At 28.9% G+C, this 19,647-nt stretch carries 15 protein-coding genes; 9 read left to right on the top strand and 6 right to left on the bottom strand.

The annotated features are described in order from the left end of the window. Positions 1-25: 25 nt before the first annotated feature. Both CLCT_RS00845 and CLCT_RS00840 read left to right on the top strand, forming a co-directional pair. On the top strand, positions 26-271 hold the full coding sequence (locus CLCT_RS00845) for a YfhL family 4Fe-4S dicluster ferredoxin (RefSeq protein ID WP_012660922.1): 246 nt from the start codon (positions 26-28) through the stop codon (positions 269-271). Next, positions 271-1,767, top strand: coding sequence for a Ppx/GppA phosphatase family protein (locus CLCT_RS00840; protein WP_149061971.1), 1,497 nt, complete (start codon positions 271-273; stop codon positions 1,765-1,767). The genes CLCT_RS00845 and CLCT_RS00840 overlap by 1 nt, the downstream gene beginning before the upstream one ends. On the opposite strand, the gene CLCT_RS00835 is transcribed toward CLCT_RS00840, so the two are convergent. From CLCT_RS00835 to CLCT_RS00825, 3 genes are read right to left on the bottom strand one after another with little or no spacing between them, the layout of a single operon-like run. Continuing rightward, positions 1,764-2,522 (bottom strand): hypothetical protein, encoded by a 759-nt coding sequence (locus CLCT_RS00835; protein ID WP_149061970.1) that lies wholly within the window; start codon positions 2,520-2,522, stop codon positions 1,764-1,766. The genes CLCT_RS00840 and CLCT_RS00835 overlap by 4 nt on opposite strands. Then, entirely contained in the window at positions 2,519-2,815 is a 297-nt protein-coding gene (gene fliN / locus CLCT_RS00830; protein ID WP_039667904.1) for a flagellar motor switch protein FliN, read from the bottom strand. Before fliN ends, CLCT_RS00835 begins: the two co-directional genes overlap by 4 nt. Beyond that, positions 2,812-3,234, bottom strand: a complete 423-nt coding sequence (locus tag CLCT_RS00825; RefSeq protein ID WP_149061969.1) for a chemotaxis protein CheX — start codon at positions 3,232-3,234, stop codon at positions 2,812-2,814. The genes fliN and CLCT_RS00825 overlap by 4 nt, the downstream gene beginning before the upstream one ends. Positions 3,235-3,344: 110 nt before the next feature. Here CLCT_RS00825 and pseI point away from each other — a divergent pair, with 110 nt between their 5' ends. From pseI to CLCT_RS00805, 4 genes are all read left to right on the top strand, one after another. Then, positions 3,345-4,373, top strand: coding sequence for a pseudaminic acid synthase (gene pseI, locus CLCT_RS00820; protein WP_149061968.1), 1,029 nt, complete (start codon positions 3,345-3,347; stop codon positions 4,371-4,373). A gap of 13 nt (positions 4,374-4,386) precedes the next feature. Further along, a complete protein-coding gene (locus CLCT_RS00815) occupies positions 4,387-6,309 on the top strand; it encodes a motility associated factor glycosyltransferase family protein (protein ID WP_149061967.1) in 1,923 nt (640 codons plus the stop codon). 60 nt (positions 6,310-6,369) lie between these two features. Next, positions 6,370-8,103, top strand: a complete 1,734-nt coding sequence (locus tag CLCT_RS00810; RefSeq protein WP_149061966.1) for a motility associated factor glycosyltransferase family protein — start codon at positions 6,370-6,372, stop codon at positions 8,101-8,103. 72 nt (positions 8,104-8,175) lie between these two features. Continuing rightward, positions 8,176-10,056, top strand: a complete 1,881-nt coding sequence (locus tag CLCT_RS00805; RefSeq protein ID WP_149061965.1) for a motility associated factor glycosyltransferase family protein — start codon at positions 8,176-8,178, stop codon at positions 10,054-10,056. Positions 10,057-10,090: 34 nt separating this feature from the next. Here the strand turns inward: CLCT_RS00805 and CLCT_RS00800 are convergent, their stop codons facing one another. The 3 genes from CLCT_RS00800 to CLCT_RS00790 all read right to left on the bottom strand — a co-directional run bounded on the left by CLCT_RS00800 (position 10,091) and on the right by CLCT_RS00790 (position 15,441). After that, the gene (locus CLCT_RS00800) at positions 10,091-11,791 is read right to left on the bottom strand and encodes a flagellin A (RefSeq protein WP_149061964.1); all 1,701 of its coding nucleotides are present in this window, start codon (positions 11,789-11,791) and stop codon (positions 10,091-10,093) included. 159 nt (positions 11,792-11,950) lie between these two features. Then, positions 11,951-13,651 (bottom strand): flagellin A, encoded by a 1,701-nt coding sequence (locus CLCT_RS00795; protein WP_149061963.1) that lies wholly within the window; start codon positions 13,649-13,651, stop codon positions 11,951-11,953. Between the two features lie 74 nt (positions 13,652-13,725). Continuing rightward, a complete protein-coding gene (locus tag CLCT_RS00790) occupies positions 13,726-15,441 on the bottom strand; it encodes a motility associated factor glycosyltransferase family protein (RefSeq protein WP_149061962.1) in 1,716 nt (571 codons plus the stop codon). A 122-nt stretch (positions 15,442-15,563) separates the two neighbouring features. Between CLCT_RS00790 and topA the strand changes: the two genes are divergently transcribed. Genes topA through CLCT_RS00775 form a run of 3 tightly spaced genes read left to right on the top strand, consistent with a single transcriptional unit; the run spans position 15,564 to position 19,646 of the window. After that, positions 15,564-17,651, top strand: a complete 2,088-nt coding sequence (gene topA, locus CLCT_RS00785; protein WP_039667896.1) for a type I DNA topoisomerase — start codon at positions 15,564-15,566, stop codon at positions 17,649-17,651. Next, positions 17,651-18,487, top strand: coding sequence for a biotin synthase (locus CLCT_RS00780; protein ID WP_149061961.1), 837 nt, complete (start codon positions 17,651-17,653; stop codon positions 18,485-18,487). Before topA ends, CLCT_RS00780 begins: the two co-directional genes overlap by 1 nt. Next, the gene (locus CLCT_RS00775; RefSeq protein WP_052239414.1) at positions 18,468-19,646 is read left to right on the top strand and encodes a sodium/hydrogen exchanger family protein; all 1,179 of its coding nucleotides are present in this window, start codon (positions 18,468-18,470) and stop codon (positions 19,644-19,646) included. Before CLCT_RS00780 ends, CLCT_RS00775 begins: the two co-directional genes overlap by 20 nt. The last annotated feature ends 1 nt before the right edge of the window (position 19,647 follow it).

Genomic DNA, 19,647 nt, shown 5'->3' with positions numbered 1-19,647 from the left:
CTTTATTATCAATAAAAGGAAAAGTATGTCACTTTTAATCACTAGAGAATGTATATCCTGTGATGCATGCAGAGAAGAATGCCCAGATGAAGCAATTTATGATAATGATCCAATCTATGTCATAGATCCTGATTTGTGTACTGAATGCGTAAATGAATTTTCAGAACCAGCCTGTATAGTAGCCTGTCCAGTAGATTGTATCATACCTGATCCTGATAATGTAGAAAGTATTGATGAGCTTCGCTTAAAACATAAAAATAAAGATATTTAATGGCTAAAAAAACAGCAGTAATTGATCTTGGCTCTAACTCCATTCGTATGGTTGTTTTTGAAAGAACCTCAAGATATGGTTTTTTTATTTGCAGTGAACACAAAAAGAAAGTAAGACTTGGAGAAAATGCTTATAATAACAACAAAATCCTCCAAGAAGAATCCATGCTTAAGGCTGAGAAGGCACTAGCTTATTTTAAAGAAAAAGCTGTAAAGGAAAAATGCAGGAAAATTATTGCTGTTGGAACTTCTGCGCTAAGAGATGCACCTAATGCAAAAGAATTTATTACTAGAATATCAAAAAATGTAGGTTTAAATATAAAATGCATTAACGGTAAAACAGAATCATTTTTAGGTGGTCTTGCTGCGTTAAATTTACTATCAAATATTCAAAATGCCACCACTATAGATATAGGTGGAGGATCAACCGAACTTTGCTTGATTAAAGAAGGTAAAATTATAGATTGTATTTCACTTGATCTAGGAACGGTAAGATTAAAAGAAATTTTTTATGACACTAAAAGATTAAATGCTCTAGATCAATTCATACAAGAAGCTCTAATGCAAATTCCAAAACATTTTCAAAGTGAGAATATTATTGCCATAGGCGGGAGCTTAAGAGCATTATCAAATTCTATAATGAAAAAAAATTCCTATCCTTTAAAAATAATCCATAATTTCAGCTACAGCTTTGAAAAAGAAAAAAATTATATAGAAAAAATTCAAAATGCGAAAAATTTAACAGACTTTGATATTAAAAAAGATCGTTTCGATACTATAAAAGAGGGTTGTGTGATATTTTTAGCCTTAGCTGAAAAACTTAAAGCTAAAAATATCATCACTTCTGCAGTAGGTGTCAGAGAAGGCGTGTTTTTATCTAATCTTTTTCAAAAATACGCTAAAATAAAAAATGACACTAATGACTTTTCGCAATTTAATGCCAAATTTCCGCCAAATTTCAATCCAAGCTTAAAATCCTTACAAGATCGCTTTGGTGTTGATTATAAAGATAAAAGTACTTATTTTGCAAGTAAATTATTTGATGTGCTTTCACCTCTTCACAAAATAAGTTTAGATTTTAAAAAAGACCTTTTAAGCGCTGCTAAATTAGCCCATATAGGTGAAAAAATTAATTTTTATTTTGCTAATGAACATAGCGCCTATATGGCAATGAGTGGCTTAAACTTTGGCTTTTCACACAAAGAAATTTTGCTTATTGCAACTCTTTTAAAAGCCAATGGTAAAAAAATAAACCCCATTGCTGTAGAACATGTTAAAGAATTATTACCAAATAACCATATATTAGCCTGGCTTAATTTTATTCTAGCACTAGCAAAAAAACTTGCCAAAGATAGTGATGAAAATCTTGATTTTACATTAAAAAACCATACCTTATATATTTATTCAACAAAAAAACAAATTTATTTTTCAAGAGAAGAAATCAAAAAAATTTCAAAGCCAAAACTTATTATTTTAGCTTTTAATCAATCTAATTAAACATTTTGTTTTAAAAGTAAATTTTGTAATCTTTGTTTATTTTCTTCAAAATAAGAATCAAAGTCTTTTTCTTTTGGTTTTTGGGATGTTTTATTTTGTTCATCGTTTTTTATCATAGCTTCATTCGTTTCTAATACCACATTAGAATTTCCTATGATCATGGTATAGCGTTTTAAACCATACTCAAAAACTACAAGTTGATTATGTCTATCAAGCGGTCTTTGAAAAATCAAAGTAAAATTTCTATCTAAAGGATGTTTTTGCCTTAAATACATTTTTAAAAACCAAAGTCCAATAAGCAAAAGTATCAATACGCTTACAACCAAAATATAATTTGTAAAATCATACTCTTGCATTTTTATCTCCTCATTTTTTTCTTCCAAACTATTTTTAGTTGCTAAATTCATACCTTCTTTTTGAGCGCGTAGTCTCAATCCATATTCACCAATCATATCTGCATTAATTTGTATCTTATCACCAACACTTAAAGCTATAAAAGTTTTTTTGCCTTCTGAAAAAATTTTTATTTTTTTAATAATATTAGAATTTAATGTCTTATCTTCTTCTTTAACACTTTGAGCATTTAGTGTAAAAATAATAATATCGCCTTTTCTCTTTTGACTAATGCCTTCTTTGTAAGGAACATCAAATGAAAAAGCAATGTCCACTCTATCTTCTCTAGAATAGATATTATAATCAAGAATTTTTGCCCCAAAAAGAGGCAAAGCAAGTAGCAAGATCCAAATAAATTTCATTGCAATTCTTTTTTAAAATACTGCAATACTGATTTAGAATCTAAAATTTCATTAATTCTTATTGCGAGGTTTTTTTCATATACCATTACCTCACCTTTACCAAAAATTCTCTTATTTAAGTAAAGCTCCACACTTTCACCTGCTGGCTTTTCAAGATCTATCACAGAACCAACTTCTAGCTTTAAGAGTTCTCTCACACTCATATTAGTTGTGCCAAGCTCACTAACAAAATCAACACTAATATCTAAAATATCTTCATAAGATTGCAATAATCCTAACTGATCTTCTATCATATTTTTTTATAACCTATTCTAAAGGAAGCATTTTTTACTTCATAAGTAAATTTTTCTTTGAGTTTAATTTTTGAAAATGCATCAATACGCCCTAAATACTCAGGAACACCTAAACGATACTCATCTTTTCCATTAGTATCATTAAGTAGCTTTTTAGCATAACCTATGATTTGGTTAGCCACTTCTTTTACTAAATCTGCCAATCCATCTTCTTTTAATTCTTCATGCAATAAAAATTGCGCAATTTCATTTAAAGCTTGTTTTTGAAAAAACAAATAAAAACTATATTCCTCATCTTTAAAATACAAAGGTATAGAAGCTCCATAAAGTTCACCTCTAATCATGCTTTTTTGTGAAATTTTTAATTTTAGAATATGCTCAAAAAAATGATAAATTGAATATTCAAGCGTTTTAGTCATGACCTTTCCTCAATAAACTTATAATAAATTTATTTTACTAAATAAACCTTTAATCATAATTAATAATTAAAATGTAAAATATTATAATTTTGACTTACTAAAGGCCTTTAATGTTTATAGAAAATTTTAACTTAGATGAAAAAGTTTTTATCATTGCTGAACTTTCAGCTAACCATGCAAACAGTCTTGAAGTAGCTTTAAAAACCATAAAAGCAGCTAAAGAAGCAGGGGCCGATGCTATAAAAATTCAAACCTACACCCCAAACAGCTTAACACTAAATTCTAATAAAAAGGATTTTATTATTGAAGGTGGTTTGTGGCATGGACGCAAACTATACGAATTATACGAAGAGGCTAAAACGCCTTATGAGTGGCATGAAAAACTTTTTGAATGCGCCAAAAACGAAGGGCTAATCTGTTTTTCTAGTCCCTTTTCTAAAGAAGATGTGAATTTTTTAAGACAATTTAATCCCCCAGCTTATAAAATCGCTTCTTTTGAAGTAAATGATTATGATTTTGTGCGTTATGTGGCTAAAGAAAATAAACCTACTTTGATTTCTACGGGTATAGCTTATGAAGAAGAACTTGAAATGGTTGTTAAAATTTTTCAAGAAGAAAATAATCCAAACTTGATTTTTCTTAAATGCACTTCAGCTTATCCTTCACAAATTTGTGATTTAAATTTAAATACTATAAAAACTTTACAAAAAAAATTTAACACCATTATCGGTTTAAGTGATCATAGTGAAGGATTTTTAGCACCTACTCTAGCAGTAGCTCTTGGAGCAAAAGTAATAGAAAAACATTTTATACTAGATAAAACTTTAAAAAGCGCTGATGCTAAATTTAGTCTTGATTATGAAGAATTTAAACAGATGTGCAATATGATAAGAAAAAGTGAGCAAGCACTAGGTAAAGCTAGTTTAACAATAGATGAAAAAACTTTAAAAAATCGCCATTTTGCAAGAAGTCTATATGCTAGTAAAGATATCAAAAAAGGAGAAATTTTCACACAAGAAAATGTAAAAAGTGTAAGACCGAGTCTAGGTTTACATCCTAAATTTTTACCTAACATACTTGGCAAAAAAGCAACTTGCGATATAGAATTTGGACAGGCTTTAGAAGAAAAATATTTTTAAAGGAATAATAACTATGCAAAAACATATTTTTAATAAAAATCTAAAAGCTTTAAATAATATAAAATTAAAAGAAACCTTAAAAAAAATTAAAACTTCAAATTTTAAAACTATACAAGGAAAAGATCCTCTCGATATTAATTTTATCCATAATGGGGGGGGGTATACACTATATAACAACACTCTTAACGAACTAGATGAAAAATTAAAATTATATAATGACAAATATCTTTTATACCCTGTGCTTTATTTTTATGGATTTGGAAATGGAATTTTATACAAAGCTCTTTTGCAAAATAAAAACAGACAAAAGATTGTTGTTTTTGAAAAAGAATTAGAATTTATTTATTTAAGTTTTCATTATGTAGACTTTAGCGAAGAATTAAAAAACAATTCTTTGATTATTTTAGATACCAATACAATTAATATCAATATTTTTGAAGAACTTTGCTCAAATAGTCCTTTCTTTAATTTCTTAAGAATATATTTTTTAGATTTACACTGTGATTATTATGAAAAATATCAAAAAGATATTATGCAAATCCATAAGAATATGCAAACATATATAAAAACAATCATTTACAGACATGGAAACGATTCTACTGATGCTTTACAAGGTATAGAAAATTTTGTTTATAATCTTCCTGATATTATTTCAAACTATTCTTTTAATGAATTGCTTTTAAAAAGAAAAAAACAGGCAAATACCGCTATTATAGTATCTACAGGACCTTCTTTAATAAAACAGCTTCCTTTATTAAAACAATATGCTAATTACGCTAGTATATTTTGTGCAGATAGTGCTTATCCTATATTAGCAAAATATAATATAAAACCTGATTATGTATTGTCTTTAGAAAGAGTAATAGAAACTTCAGAATTTTTTAACAATAATTTTGAAAAATTTGATAATAATATAATATTTATTTTAAAACACATGGTTCATAATAATACTTTTATTCATCTAATCAAGAAACAATTAAAGATCACTAGTGTAATAGATTTTTCACCGCTAGCATTTTTTTTAAAGCTAAATTATTTTGGATGTATAAATATGGGTCATAGTGTAGCTACCATGGCATACCATTTAGCTTTAAATTTAGAATTTAAAAATATTATATTTATAGGACAAGATCTTGCTTATGCTGATGATGGTTCTTCCCATCCTGAAGAATATTACTATGGAAAATATGATACTTATAATCCTCAAGAGATTGATTATAGTTTAACAACACTAGCTTACAATGGAAACCATCATGTAAAAACAAATGAAACTTGGATGCTTTTTAAGGCAGAAATAGAAGAAGCTGCTTTTAATGCAAAAAAAAATTTCAATATAAAAACTTATAATTGCACAGAAGGTGGAGCTAGAATTGATCATACCATAGAAAAGCCATTTAAACAAATATGCGAAGAATTATTAACAGAAGAAATAAAAAAACCTTTTGCCAAACTTGAAAAATTAAATGAAAATAAACAAAAAGAATTAATGTTAAAATCATTTTATAAAATTCACCAAGTTATAAAATTATGCGATTCTTTACATAAAGAATGCATTTATTTATCAAATAGATTAAATTTTTTAATAAATGATGAAAAAAACTTTTCTTCAATAATTAAAGAATTAGACCGCTTTAAAAACAAATTCGAAAAAATTAATTTTTTAAATGAGTTGCTCATACCTTTAAATACTCAATTTGAACTCAACCTTGCTAGAATTTATGTACTCAACCCAAAAACAAAAGAAGATGTTTTTAATAAAAACTATCTTTGGATCAAAGAACACTTAGAATGGTTAGAACTTATAATAGGACATATAAAAAAATTACAAGAAAGTCTAGAAAAAAACATTATAAATTTAGAAAGAGAGTTGGAAAATAGAAATCTTCAAAAACAAATCACAAAAATAAAAAATACTTTACTATTGATATCTATATAATAATTTTATTTTGTATAAAATAGTAGATTTGATATAATAAAATAAAAATTTGGATTTTAAATGAATAAAGAATTATTTCTAAAAAACACACAAGCTCTTTTTGAAGTTGATCAAATATTAGCTTATGAGTTAAGAAAATTAAACAAAATTCAAAGATTTCAACTTAGAAATAATAAAATTTTTGATACACAAAATCAAATTTATTTAGATGAAAATCATTCTTTTGATTTTGAAAAATTTCAACTATATCCTGTATTGTTTTTTTATGGCTTTGGCGATGGAAAATTTTTTATAGAACTTTTAAAAAATCAACATTTAAAACATATCGTTATTTTTGAAGAAGAATTAGAAATTTTATATTTAGCTTTTCATTTAAATGATTTTACCTCATTTCTTAGAAAAGAAAAGCTTATTTTATTTTTTACGCCCAATGTCAATACCGCTCAATTGAAAGTTTTATTTAACTATCCCCAAATCAAATATACATTAAAAATTTTTAATTTTCAATTTTATAATGAATTTTATATTAATTTCTACACATCAAATGCACAAAATGTTATACAAATTTTATTAAATATAATAAAAACTTTAATGCTAGCTCGTGGAAATGATCCAAAAGATGCTTTGATTGGGATCAAACATAATATTATTAATCTTGAAAAAATCATCACACACACACCATTTAAAAATTTATTAAAAGATAAAAAAGAAAAAGCAACAAATGCTATCATAGTTTCAACAGGACCATCTTTAACTAAACAATTAGCTCTTTTAAAAGAATACCAAGAAAATGCTGTGATTTTCTGTGCTGATAGTTCCTATGCTATTTTAGCAAAAGAAGGAATTAAACCTGATTATGTTTTTTCATTGGAAAGAGTAGATTTTACAAGTGAATTTTTTAATAATGATTTTGGTGATTTTGATAAAGATATTTTATTTATCATTGCTTCTTTAACTCACCCAAATACTATAAAATACTTAGAAAAAAATAATAGAAATTATATGTTGGTTTTGAGACCTTTATTTTTTGAGAGTAAACTTGGTTTAAATGAATATGGTTTTTTGGGAAATGGTATGAGTGTAGCCAATATGGCTTATGAATTTGCTGGAGCTTTAAGATTTAAAAATATCATTTTAATAGGACAAGATCTAGCTTATAGTGATGATGGAAAATCCCATCCAAAAGAGCATTTATATGGAGACCAAGGAGATGAGGAAGTCATTTATAAAAAAATTTGTGCTTATGGAGGAAATGGCGAAGTAAAAACTCAACTCACATGGTATTTATTTCTAAAAAGTTTTGAAAAAGATATAGCTTTAGCTAGAGATATATTAAAAATAAAAACTTACAATGCCACTGAAGGTGGAGCTAGGATAGAAGGAACTATAGAAAGACCTTTTAAAGAGCTTTGCGAAGAACTCTTAAAAGAAAAAATTAACAAAAAAACTACTTTAACAAAACCAAAAAATCCACAAAAAAAAATTAAACAATGCAAAGAAAAGCTCATCAAACAAACAAAACAATGCGATATATTCGTTAATGAATGTAAAAAAGCTATCATAGAAAAAAATTTAGAAAAACTAGAAAAACTGAGAATTAAACTCCCAAAAATGGATTTTTTTTCAGATATTTTACAAGCTAGATATTTTCAAAATGAATGTGAGGTTTTAAAACACAAGGTTGAAAAAGATCAAAATGTGGAAGTTTTTTTAGCTCAACAAATTGATTTTTTTGAAGAAATTATTTTATATATAGAAAAATATAGCGAAACCATCAAAGAAAATTTAAAATAAACAATATAAATATTTTAATAAAAAAATTATAAAAAAAGACGATATCATTCTTTAATCAACATAAGGATAAAAATGAAAACAGAGATTTTTAAGAAAAATATCAAAGCCTTAAAAGGAAGTGAATATCAAGCACTCAAAAGAAGATTAAGTAGAATAAAAGAAGCTAAAGATTATATTTATGTTTTTGATAAAGATCCTTTAAACTGCAACATATGTTATAAAAATATAAAAAATTTATACAAAGATCCTTTAAAAGAATTACAAGAAAAAATTAAACTATTTAACGAAGAATACCTAAGGTATCCTGTTTTGTTTTTTTACGGTTTAGGTAATGGAATTTTTTATAAAAGTTTACTTGCAAACGAAGAACATAAAAGAATTATAATCTATGAGAAAGATATAGAATTAATATTTTTAGTTTTTAATATGATAGATTTTTCCAAAGAACTTTTAAAAGGCAGATTAATTGTAGTTCATACAAAAGAGTTTAATTATACAAAAGCTGATATGTTGTGTTCTTTTTTAAATTTATTCTTAAAAACTTATACTTTACATATTCATTGTGATTTTTATGAAGAAAGACAAAAAGATGAAATTAGAAGTATAAATACCCTAAATTCTAAGGTTATTAAAAACATTGCTTTAAGAAGAGGAAATGACCCTATAGATGCTATGCAGGGTATAGAACAATTTGTATTAAACCTTCCAAAAATGCTTACCCATCCAAGCTTTAACGAGCTTAAGAAAAAAAGATCAAATAAAAGTAAAAATGCTATTTTAGTAGCTACAGGACCATCACTACAAAAACAACTTCCTTTACTTAAAAAATATGCAAATAAGGCAACTATTTTTTGCGCTGATAGTGCTTACCCCATACTAGCGCAAAATGGAATAAAACCTGATTATGTTTGTATGTTAGAAAGAGATGATGTTACTTCAAAATGTTTTGATAATGATTTTGGAGATTTTGATAAAGATATAACTTTTATTTTAGTATCTTTGGTATATAAAGATACTATAAAATTTTTAGAAAAAAATAAACGAAAGTATATTTTAGTTTCAAGATCTTTACCTTTTGCTTATTCTTTAGGACTACATGAATTTGGATATGTAAGCGGGGGTATGAGCGTAGCTCATTTAAACTATGAATTAGCTCTTTTGCTAGGACATGAAAATATCATTTTAATAGGACAAGATTTAGCTTATAGTGATAATGGTAAAACCCATAGTGAAGGATTTATCCATGAAAGTTATCATGAAGGAGATTTTGAACGCGATCATGGCAAATATGAAACCTTAGCTTATGGAGGAAAAGGCTATGTGCAAAGTTCTGAAGTTTGGATACTATTTAAACAAATTTTTGAAGGTTTATTTCATCAACAAACAAAAGCAAAAATTTATAATGCTACAGAAGGTGGAGCTAGGATAGAAGGAACTATAGAAAAGCCTTTTAAAGAGCTTTGCAAAGATCTTTTAAAAGATGATATAAAAAGACCTTTTGCAAAACTAAATCCACCAAAACGCAAAGATAGTCAAGATCTTATGCTAAAAGCTTATAAACAAATCAAAACCAATATAAAAGCCAATGAGAATTTTTTGAAAATTTGTAAAAAATTACACAAAGAGTTAAATTATCAAGGTAAAAAACGCTACACTTTACATGAATTAAACACAAAAATAGATCATTTAAAAGAGGTATTAGAAAGCAATAAATATATTTTCTTGCGAGAAGTTTTAAGTCCTTCGTTATTTCACCTTGAAAGTAATTTTTCAAAAATTTATGTTAGTCCTATGCATAATGAAAATGATAAACAAAACAAACTCGTTGCTTGGATTACAGCACATAAGTCTTGGTTGGAAGAGATTAGTGAATTAGCTTTTGTTCAAGGAAAAGCTTTAAAAATAGCCATCATACCTTTGCAAGATATCTTAGAAAAAAGAAAATTAATATAAATAAAGTGGGTATTATACTACCCACTTTTTGGATTTATTGTAAAAGTTTTAGAACATTTTGTTGCACAGCATTAGCCTGACTCATAGCATAAGAACCACTTTGAGCTAAGATATTATACTTAGAAAAGTTTGCACTTTCTGCTGCAAAGTCTACATCCCTGATGGTTGATTCAGCTGATTTGATATTTACTTGAGTTACACTGATATTATTAAGTGTAGCTGTGATTTGATTTTGTACTGCACCAATGTCAGCTCTGATAGCATCTAAATTTGCTGTAGCAGTTTCTACTATATCCATCACAGCCATAGCACCCTTAAGTGTGGTAACACCTGGAGTTTGATCTTTAGCTGCTATACTAGCAGTCAAAGCAAAATTAGCAAATTGGGAAGTTCCATCCCCTTTAGCACTTACACCAAAAGCAGCTGAAAAAGCTGTTACAAAAGCAAGATTGTTTTCATAAATAGCAGAATAATTTTTACCGCTACCTATAGAAAAACCAGAGCCATCACTCATTCCACCTTGCTCACTCATCCAAGCAGAAACAGTTCCATGGGTAACTATCATTTTACCACCACCTTTATAGGCATTAAAACCCATAGCATCAGCAACATTGGTATCGATTCTTCCTTTTGACTCTCTTAAAGACACAGAAGCTTGAGAAATCATATCAGTAGTCCCCATACCTATAGCACTAAGTCCAGATCCTGAGATTAAAATATCTTTACCATCGTTCTTTACTAAAGATAAACGACCATAATTTGTATAATCTTGTTTTCTAATACCAGATCCAGGACCCATATCACCAGTAATCTCTATACCTCTACCATCTCTTGAAGTTAAAACAAGTCTTCCGTTTTCATCTCTTGAAGCTTCTACACCTGTGCTATCTTTTACTGAATTAATAGCTGCTACCAAGGCTCCATTTTGATCACTATCTTGATATTCTATCTTACCTATAGTCACACCATTTATTTTAAAATCATCACTTGTAGTTCCTGCTTTCATAGGACCAACACCAGTGGTTTCCACTAAGAAATTTGCTCTTACTCCTGTTATATCAGCTACTCTGTTAATCTCTTCAGCTAAAGCACCAAGACCTGTTCCTACTGAAGTAGAAATAACTACAGGTTGGAATTTAAAATCATCTACACCATTGTAATTTTTAATAGTAAGTTGTGCTACGCCACTTTCTTTAGCCTGAGAACCTGTTTCAAATCTTGTTACACCGATTTTAGAACTTTGAGTTGGACCTATAGAAGCTTTTACTGTTTGGTTTGATTGTGAGCCTAGTTGAAATTCTTGATTAACAAAATTTCCACTTAGAAGTTGTTTGCCGTTAAATGCTGTGGTATTGGCTATATTATCAAGCTCTTCCATCAAACGGTTAATATCAGCTTGAAGCATGTTTCTTGTTTTAGTGCTTTGACCATCTTGTGCTGCTTGAGTAGCTTTTACTTTGATAGTATCTAAGATTTTAAGCTGCTCATCCATAGCCTTATCTGCTGTTTGTAAAATACCTATAGCATCATTACCATTATTAATAGCTTGACCTAAAGTAGCAGCTTGTGATCTTAAACTATCAGCTATAGCCATACCTGAAGCATCATCAGCTGCAGAGTTGATTCTAAGACCTGAGCTAAGTCTTGATAAAGATTTATCTAACTCTCTTGCTGTGATAGTTGAATTTGCATGTGCATTCATTGCACCTATGTTGGTGTTTATTCTAAAACCCATTTTAAATCCTTTCAATAAATTGCTTATATTTGCAAAAGCAACAAATGTTCCAAATTTAAAGAATGTTTTAGAATGTTTTAGAATGTTTTAGAATGTTTTAGAATGTTTTAGAATGTTTTAGATCAAAACACCTTGGATATCAAGGTGTTTTGATTTTAACTATTGTAATAATCTCATTACATTTTGTTGTACAGCATTAGCCTGACTCATAGCATAAGAACCACTTTGAGCTAAAATATTATATTTAGCAAAGTTTGCACTTTCTGCTGCAAAGTCTACATCTCTGATAGTTGATTCAGCTGATTTAATATTTACTTGAGTTACACTGATGTTATTAAGTGTAGCTGTGATTTGATTTTGCACTGAACCAATGTCAGCTCTGATTTTATCAAGATTAGTAATAGCAGTTTCAGCTATATCCATCACAGCCATAGCACCCTTAAGTGTAGTAACACCGGCTTGTTGATCTTTAGCTGCTATACTAGCAGTCAAAGCAAAATTAGCAAATTGGGAAGTTCCATCCCCTTTAGCACTTACACCAAAAGCAGCTGAAAAAGCTGTTACAAAAGCAAGATTGTTTTCATAAATAGCAGAATAATTTTTACCGCTACCTATAGAAAAACCAGAGCCATCACTCATTCCACCTTGCTCACTCATCCAAGCAGAAACAGTTCCATGGGTAACTATCATTTTACCACCACCTTTATAGGCATTAAAACCCATAGCATCAGCAACATTGGTATCGATAGTTCCTTTTGACTCTCTTAAAGACACAGAAGCTTGAGAAATCATATCAGCAGCTCCCATACCCATATGAGATAGTCCAGTTCCTGAGATTAAAATATCTTTACCATCGTTTTTAATCAAAGACAAACGACCATAATTTGTATAATCTTGTTTTCTAATACCAGATCCAGGACCCATATCGCCAGTAATCTCTATACCTCTACCATCTCTTGAAGTTAAAACAAGTCTTCCATTTTCATCCTTAGAAGCTTCTACACCTGTAGTATCTTTTACTGAATTAATAGCTGAGATTAAAGCTCCATTTTCATCACCATCTTTATATTCAACTTCACCAATTCTTACCCCATTTATGGTAAAATCTTGCCCAGTTTTTCCTGCTTTCATAGGACCAACACCAGTAGTTTCTACTAAGAAATTTGCTCTTACTCCTGTTATATCAGCTACTCTGTTAATCTCTTCAGCTAAAGCACCAAGACCTGTTCCTACTGAAGTAGAAATAACTACAGGTTGGAATTTAAAATCATCTATACCATTGTAATTTTTAATAGTAAGTTGTGCTACACCACTTTCTTTTGCCTGAGAACCTGTTTCAAATCTTGTTACACCGATTTTAGAACTTTGAGTTGAACCAATACTTGCTTTAACAGATTGATTTGATTGTGAGCCTATTTGAAATTCTTGATTAACAAAACCACCGCTTAATAACTGCTTACCATTAAATGAAGTTTGATTTGCTATGTTATCAAGTTGTTCCATCAAACGGTTAATATCAGCTTGAAGCATGTTTCTTGTTTTAGTGCTTTGACCATCTTGTGCTGCTTGAGTAGCTTTTACTTTGATAGTATCTAAGATTTTAAGCTGCTCATCCATAGCCTTATCTGCTGTTTGTAAAATACCTAAAGCATCATTACCATTGCTTATAGCTTGACCTAAAGTGTTAGCTTGTGATCTTAAGCTATCAGCTATAGCCATACCCGAAGCATCATCAGCTGCAGAGTTGATTCTAAGACCTGAGCTAAGTCTGCTCAAAGAATTATCCAATGCTCTTGAGTTTAAATTTGCGTTGTTTTGAGCATTCAAAGATGACACGTTAGTATTTATACGAAATCCCATTTTAAATCCTTTTAAATAAATTCAACCGCTTCCATGCCGTTGTTTAGACTATATCGAAATATAATAAAAAAAATTTATAGTTTTAAAATACTTTTATATTTATTTATAGAATTTTTCATACTTTCTAAACTTAATGATGTAATTTCTAAAAATATTTTTAAAAAATCTATATATTTTACTAGAGCATCTTGGGGATCTTGATATAAACTTACATTAAAAAAACCTCTATGATAAAATAAAGGTTTATACATAAAACTTTGTAAAATCGATGCCTTATCTAATAATTCATTAAACTCAAAAATGATATTTAATGCGTGTTCATCAATGAGTTCTTTTTGATTTTGTAAAATTTCTAAAATATTTTTTGCTTTTTGATTTAATGCGTTTAACTCTAAATAATCTTCTTGTAAAAGTATTAAAGTTTTTTTCAGTAATTTATTTTGTCTATTAAGACTTAAGGTATTTGGGAGTGTATAATCTTGTTTTTTATCTTTATATAATGATAAAACTTCTTTAAAAGGAATTTCTATAGTATAATCTATAAAAGCTCCGCCTTCTGTAGCATTATAAAAATTAATACTAGGATGAGATAAAAACAAAACTTCTAGTCTTTTTCTAAACTCATCCCATCCTATATTTGTTTGAACAAATCCCATTTTACCATAAGCTAAAACATCTAACTTAACAGCCTCGTGTTGTACTTTTTCTTCATCACGGAAAGTAAAGTTAGCTACATCTGCATGAGATTTTCCATTTTCATTAAAGGCCAAATCTTGACCTATTATAATTACATTAGTAAATCCCAAAGCTATGGCAAACGAGTAAGCAAAATGTGCTACATTTATACCGATATCCAAATAGCCAAAATCATTTAAATTAAATTTTTGCTGGTAATCTAAATTTTTTAAAATAAAAATTTTATTTTTTTTATGTTCTAAAATTTTTATTAAAGAATATTCTACTCCTGAACTTATAACATAAATTGGTTCTTTTTTATTTTGAGGTAAATTTTCATAAAAACTTGCACATTCTTCATAAATATCCATAGAAAAAACAAAATCAGGATAAATTTCATTTTTAAGTAAAGTTTTATAAGTAGCATCTAAAGAAAATATCACATAATCATCTTGATTTGCTTTTAAAAGTTCAAGTTGTTTGTTTAAAGAAGGACCTGCACATACCACAATAACACTTTTATTTTTACCTTTATTTTCATAAATAAACTTTTGAAATGGAATATTTTTCAAAATCAAAGGTAGATTAAATAAAAATTGTTTATAAATCCTAGCATCCATTTTAAAACTTACATCAACATTTCCTACTATTCTTTTTATCACATCTAAACATTTTTGATAGACAAAATCAAACATAGAACTATCATTATAAAATTCACTATAAGGCAAAAGCCTAAAAAGCCCTAAGTACTCAAAGCAATCTTTTTGCGAAAAAAGTAGCACAAGGTATTCTTCTAATCTTTTTTCTTCCACATCACAAAGATATATCTTACCACTTGCAAGCTCTTGACTTAAGTCCATCTTGCTTAAAACATTAGCAAAAAATTCCACTTTATCAAAAATAAATATATGTTTATTTATAAGTTTTTTTAAAAAAAGTCCATTACCTATACCACAAAAAAATATATTAGGTTTTATCAAATCATCTTTTGAAGGCACAAAGGGTGTTTGACTTGGAAAAATATCTGTAAAATTTTCTTTTTTTAAAGATGAAATTTTTTCTTGTAAGGGTTTATTGGTAAATTCTAAAGCCTGTAAATTTTTTTGCAAAAACATTATTATATCCTATAATGAAATTAAATTTTGATATTATATTGTATTTCATTTAAAAATATTTCTAAGCAAAAAATTTAACTTTTTTTTATACACTTTTATTAATTTTAATCCTCACAAGGAAAATAATGAAAAATTTAATCATAGTAGAATCACCTGCCAAAGCTAAAACTATAGGTAATTTTTTAGGTAAAGACTATGAAGTAATAGCCTCTAAAGGGCACATTAGAGATTTGCCTAAAACTAGCTTTGGTATAAAAATAGAAGATGAAAACTTTAAACCTGAATATAGAATTTCAAATGATCATTCAAACTTAGTAAAAGAACTCAAAGAAAAAGCTAAAAAAGCTAAAACCATCTACCTTGCAACCGATGAGGATCGCGAAGGAGAGGCTATAGCTTATCATATTGCTAAAGCTATCAACAAAGATGAAAATTCTCTACCACGTATAGTTTTTCATGAAATCACTAAAAGTGCTATAGAAAATGCTTTAAAAAATCCAAGATCTTTAAATATAAACAGTGTCAATGCTCAGCAAACTAGACGCTTGCTTGATCGCATAGTGGGTTATAAACTAAGTCCTTTATTAAATCAAAAAATTCAAAAAGGTCTAAGCGCTGGACGCGTGCAAAGTGCGGCTTTAAAAATCATTGTCGACAGAGAAAGAGAGATCAAGGCTTTTATACCTTTAAAATACTTTAGTATAGATATGATTTTTGAGAAAGACTTGCAAGCAGAATTAATCGAATTTCAAAATCAAAAGATAGAAAAACTTAGCCTAACTAATGAAGATAGAGCTAAGCTTATATTTGAAAATTGTAAAAATACTAGTTTTAAAATAAAAGATATAGAAAGTAAAGATAGAAAAATAGCCCCACAAGCTCCTTTTATGACCTCAACCCTGCAGCAAAGTGCAAGCAATCGTTTAGGTTTTAACCCTAAAAAAACCATGATGATTGCTCAAAAGCTTTATGAGGGTGTAAAAACTCATCAAGGTATCATGGGCGTAATAACCTACATGAGAACAGATAGCTTAAATATTGCAAAAGAAGCTTTAGAAGAAGTAAGAAAGCTCATCAAAAACGAATTTGGTAAAGAATATTTACCAAGCAAAGCAAATATTTACACCACTAAAAGCAAAGGCGCTCAAGAGGCACATGAAGCTATAAGACCAACTAATCTTAGCTTTACTCCAAAACTTGCAAGTGAGTTTTTAGAAAAAGATGAAGCGAGATTATATACTTTAATATACAATCGCTTTTTAGCTTCGCAGATGAATCCTGCAATATCCCAAACCCAAAATGTATATGCAAAATCAAACGAAGCAAGTTTTAAAATAAGTGGTAGAAAAATTTTATTTGATGGGCATTATAAAGTATATGGAGATATGGATAAAGATAAAATTTTACCCAATTTAAAGCTAGAAGATACGCTTCATATTCAAAATATAGAATTAAATTCACATTTGACCGAACCACCTTCAAGATATTCTGAAGCTGGACTTGTTAAAAAGCTAGAAAATCTCGGTATAGGACGCCCTTCTACTTATGCTCCAACCATCTCTTTACTTAGTGCAAGAGAATATGTACATATAGATAAAAAGCAAATCATACCCAATGAAATAGCCTTTGTTGTAACAGAAGTTTTAGAACAAAACTTTAGTGATATAGTAGATAGTGATTTTACTTCTAAAATGGAAGATAAACTCGATATTATCGCAGAAGGCAAAATGGACTGGCAAGAAGTTCTAAGAGAGTTTTATTTTCCTTTTATGAGAAAAATTGATGAGGGCAAAAAAAATATAAAAAGCCAAAAAACTTTTACAAAATTAGATGAAACCTGCCCTGATTGTGGTGGAGAACTTGCTATAAGAAAAGGAAGATATGGAGAATTTATAGCTTGCTTAAATTTTCCAAAATGTAAATACTCAAGAAATTTAAAACAAGAAACACAAAATGAAGAAAAAAACGAGAAAAAACTTAATACCATAGGTATAAAATGTCCAAGCTGTCAAGAAGGTGAAATCGTAGAGCGCTTTTCTAAGCGTGGTAAATTTTATGGTTGTAGTGCTTATCCAAAATGCAACTATATAAGCAAATACAAACCAAGTGAAGAAAAATGTAGCGAGTGTGGCGAAACTTTGATCATCAAAGAACTTAAAAAAGGCACGTTTTTAGAGTGCTTAAAATGCAAAATCAAAAAGGAAATCTAATGCAAATTATGCTTTGTGCTATATCTAATATAGCAAGCGGAGGATGTGGGGAAGATTGTAAATACTGCACTCAAAGTGCTCATGTGAAAACCAACATCAATAAATATAAAAGAAAAGATATAGACCAAATTGTTTTAGAAGCTAAAATGGCTAAAAAAAATGAAGCCTTGGGTTTTTGTTTAGTTACAGCTGGTGCTGGACTTGATAATGAAAAACTTGAGTATGTGTGTAAAGTGGCCCATGCAGTGCAAAAAGAAGTAGAAGGACTTTTACTCATAGCTTGCAATGGCATAGCAAATTTAGAGCAACTCAAAGAATTAAAAAAAGCAGGAATTTTTTCATATAATCATAATCTAGAAACTTCCAAAGAATTTTTCCCAAATATTTGCTCTACGCATACTTGGGAACAAAGATTTCAGACTAATCTTTATGCCAAAGAAGCAGGTTTAATGCTTTGTTGTGGTGGAATTTATGGTCTTGGAGAAAGCGAAGCTGATAGAAAAAGTTTTAGAGCAAGCTTAAAAGAGCTTGATCCTTTTTCTTCACCAATTAATTTTTTCATACCAAATGAAAATTTAAAACTCAAACAAGCTTTACTTGATCCTGATGAGGCTTTAAATATCATCAAAGATACTAAAAAAGACTTACCAAATACACATATCATGGTAGCAGGTGGTAGAGAGGTAGTGTTAAAGGAAAGACAATATGAAATTTTTAATGCAGGAGCTAGTGCTATAGTAGTGGGTGATTATCTTACAACTAAAGGCGAAGAACCTAGCAAAGACATACAAAAACTAAAACAAATGGGATTTAGCTTTGCTAGCTCATGCCATTGATGCTCAAGCTGCTACGGATTTAAAAATTTTATTAGTCGTAGCAGGATGTTTACTTACTTCACCTTATATTGCTAAATTTTTAAAACTCCCTCTTTCAGCCACTGAAATTATGCTTGGTTCTTTTATAGGATTTTTGGGTTTTATAGGCGAGAGTGAGAATTTTAAGCTTTTAGCTAATGCAGGATTTTATTATCTTATGTTTATTGCGGGTATGGAAGTTAATCTTAAAACCTTTTTAAACACAGAAAGAAGCTTACTTAATAAGGCTTTTATCTACATTATACTTTTATATGCTTTTAGTGTTTTAGCAATTGAAAGTATAGATATTTCTTATATTTTTGTCATTATCATACCTGTTATGAGCGTGGGTTTACTCTCAACGCTTTATAGAGATTTTGGCAAAAACTGTGAGTGGCTTAATATATCTATGGTGGTAGCCACTTTGGCTGAAGTTGTAAGCATAGTTTTGCTTACCATAACTGCAGCGTTTTTGGGAAAAGGAGCCGATCTTTTCTCACTCACTCAAAATTTATTATATTTAGTAGGATTTTTAGCACTTTGTATTTTTGGATTTAAATTTTTAGAAGTGCTTTTTTGGTGGTATCCGCAGCTTAAAACCATACTCATGCCTTGGCAGGATCAAAACGAAAAAGATATAAGATTTTGCATGGCAATTTTCATAGCCATAGTTGCTATTATGATTTATTTTAAACTTGAAGTTGCACTTGGAGCTTTTATAGCAGGTTCATTTATAGCTACTTTTTTTGATCATAAAAAAGATCTTGAACATAAACTTTCTAGTTTTGGTTATGGCTTTTTAATCCCCATATTTTTCATCTATATAGGCTCAAGTTTTAAACTCCAAATGCTTTTAAACCCTCAAGTTTTACTCATAGCTTTTTCACTAACTGCCTTTATGATAGGACTAAGGATACTCTGTGCTATGACTTTTGTAAAAATACTTGGTTTAAAAAATACCTTTTTATTTGGCCTAAGTCATTCTATGCCACTAACCTTACTCATAGCAGTAGCTACGCTTTCTTATCAAACCAATATCATCACTCAAGATATATACTCAGGACTAGTACTTACTGCTTTACTTGAAGCAATTTTAGCCATTAGCTTAATTAAATTTATCAATAATCTTAGTAGAAAATAAT

Origin of the sequence: Campylobacter lari subsp. concheus, from assembly GCF_008245025.1 — a bacterium.
In the GTDB taxonomy this organism is placed as follows: domain Bacteria; phylum Campylobacterota; class Campylobacteria; order Campylobacterales; family Campylobacteraceae; genus Campylobacter_D; species Campylobacter_D concheus.
The sequence above is the reverse complement of the archived record's forward strand: the minus strand, read 5'-3'. Positions and strand labels throughout refer to the sequence as shown.